This window comes from Accumulibacter sp., assembly GCF_031732815.1.
GTDB lineage: Bacteria > Pseudomonadota > Gammaproteobacteria > Burkholderiales > Rhodocyclaceae > Accumulibacter.
Map to the genome: position 1 here is coordinate 2,641 of NZ_JAVMKF010000136.1, position 2,163 is coordinate 4,803.

The 2,163-nt window shown below is 72.0% G+C and carries 2 protein-coding genes; both read right to left on the reverse strand.

The annotated features are described in order from the left end of the window. On the reverse strand, positions 1-1,180 hold a 1,180-nt coding region (locus RKP46_RS09640), incomplete at its 3' end, for a DUF6493 family protein (protein WP_311106449.1). 12 nt (positions 1,181-1,192) lie between these two features. Beyond that, positions 1,193-2,163 (reverse strand): SWIM zinc finger family protein (locus tag RKP46_RS09645; RefSeq protein ID WP_311106450.1); only part of this gene is annotated, 971 nt, incomplete at its 5' end.

Here is a 2,163-nt window from a genome sequence, read left to right on the forward strand (position 1 = left end):
CCCGCTGCTCGGCGCTCCAGGCCGCGGCGTGGGCACAGCAAAGTTGCGCCGCCGTTTGCTGCACTTCGCTCGCCGGATGGCGCAGCGCTTCGCGCAGGACAGCGTGCGCGGCCGCCGCCAACTCGCCGTCCGGCGCCTGCTGCTTGAGCAGGCGGGCGACCAGTTTCAGCGCCGCCAGCGGCTGGGCCTTGCTCGGCAGCGCGAAGAGCGGCGGCAGCGCGGCCAGCGTCGCTTCGCCGGTCAGTGGCCGCCGGCGGGCAATCAGCGCAAGCTGGCGCAGCGCGAAGCCGACGACATGGCCGCTGCGATGGCCGAGCAACTCGCGGTAAAGCGCCTCGTACGCATCGAGCTCGTCGGCGCTCGGCGCCAGCCGCGAATGCAGCTTGTGGTAGCCGGCGAGGACGTTCGAGCTGCTGCTCGTCCATAAGCCGGCGAGACTCGCTTCGAGCAGGCGCCGGCGGTCGAGGCGTCCCTCAGCGGCGAGCCTGATCAGCGCGTCGCTCCAGCTCTCGTAAGCGGCCGGGCTTTGCCCATCCCGACGCGCCCAGGCGTTGTCGAAAACGTTGGTGTCGACCGTGAAGAGCCGCCAGATTTCGTCGTCGAGCAGGTCCGGGTCGGCGAGCAGGCGCGCGCTCAGCGGCAGGTATTCGACGCCGGGCGGCGACCTGCCGGGATTGAGGTCGCTGACCATCAGTTGCAGGTAGCCGCGCAGGGCGTCGCGGTCGTCCGGGCGGCGACACAATCCGTCGCGCACCAGGCCGCGCACCAGGTCCCAAGTCAGTCCCGGGAACTCGTCGCGCAAGCGATGGCCCAGCCAGGCGTCGCGCCAGCCGGCGTCGCGCGCCGCGACCACCCGCCGCAGCAGCAACTCGGTATCGCCGCGCGCCAGCATCTGCACGCGCTTCGCCTTGTCGATGGGGCACAGCGCGAGGACGGCGAGCGAGAGCTTGGCGTGCTGCGCGCGCCAGGCGCGTCCGAGGTTTCCGGTGCGCGTCGTCGCTGCGCCGGGGAGCAGCACCTGCCACTCGTTGAGCAGCCGACCACCGTCGATTTCCTTCCACAGCCCGGCGGCGATCGGCGCCAGCGCGCGCCGCTCGTCGGGCGGCAAGGCGAGCAGGGTATCGACGATCTCCGCCGGCGACTGGCGGGCGACGAGCGCGGCAAAGTCCCGCTCGTTCATTCGCTCACTCGTTCATGCCGGCGCGGCCACGCTCGTATCCGCGTCGCCGTCGTGCAACAGGCGGGCGGCGAGGATGTGCTTGCACGGCCCGCGCTCGCCCTGCTGCTTGCTGAACCAGGGACACGAGCAGCGATCGCTGTCGGCGCGCAAACGAACGTGGTGCACGACATCGCTGCCGTCGACGGCGAAATCCTCGCCGTCGCCGCCGCCCGGCAGCCGCCGCACCCGGTTCTCAGCCAGCAGTTGGCGGGCGTCGAGCAAGCGCGGCTGCATCGCCTCGACACGCTCGAGGTCGAAGGGGAGTTCGCGGTGAAAGTAGCGGCCGGTGCTGCAATCGTAACCGGCCAGCCCGCGCGCGCCGAGCGCCGCCAGCGCCGCTTCCACCTCGCCGGCAGTCAGCTCGGTCGCCCGCGCCACCTCGCCGACGTCGATCTCGTTCTGCCAGCGCAGTTGCGCGCGTACCCGCGGCAGGGCTTTCTGCCAGGCGGCGGAGGCGAGCGACGAGAGGACCTGGCCTTCGCCGGAAAAGCCACGCTGAGTTTCCGGGCTGACCAGCAGCGTCACCCGGCCGACGGCGAAGACGACTTCCCACGCCGAAACGCCGGAAAGCGCGTCGCTCCAGATGCGCAGGCGTTCGGCGCGCTGCACCAGTCCGGGTAGCGTGCGCAGCCGGTGCACGCCGCTGATCGCCACCGCGTCCTCACCCGGCCGCTGGCTCAGGCGCAGCGCGGCGCCGGCGGCGCCGGAGGGGACGACGAACGACGGTTGCCGAGGAACGCTGCCCAGCGGCAGACTGCGCGCGAAACGGCGCGCCTCGCCGCCGTCCACCTCCGCCCGCAGCAGCAGCCGCGGCAGATAGGCCTGCACCTCGCTGAAACCCTTGAGCCAGCGCAGCGGCAGGCGGACCTTCTTTTCGACGACGCGCTCCTCGCCGCGACTGAGCGCGAAAGCGGCGCGGCCGACCGAAAACTCGACCCGCTCCC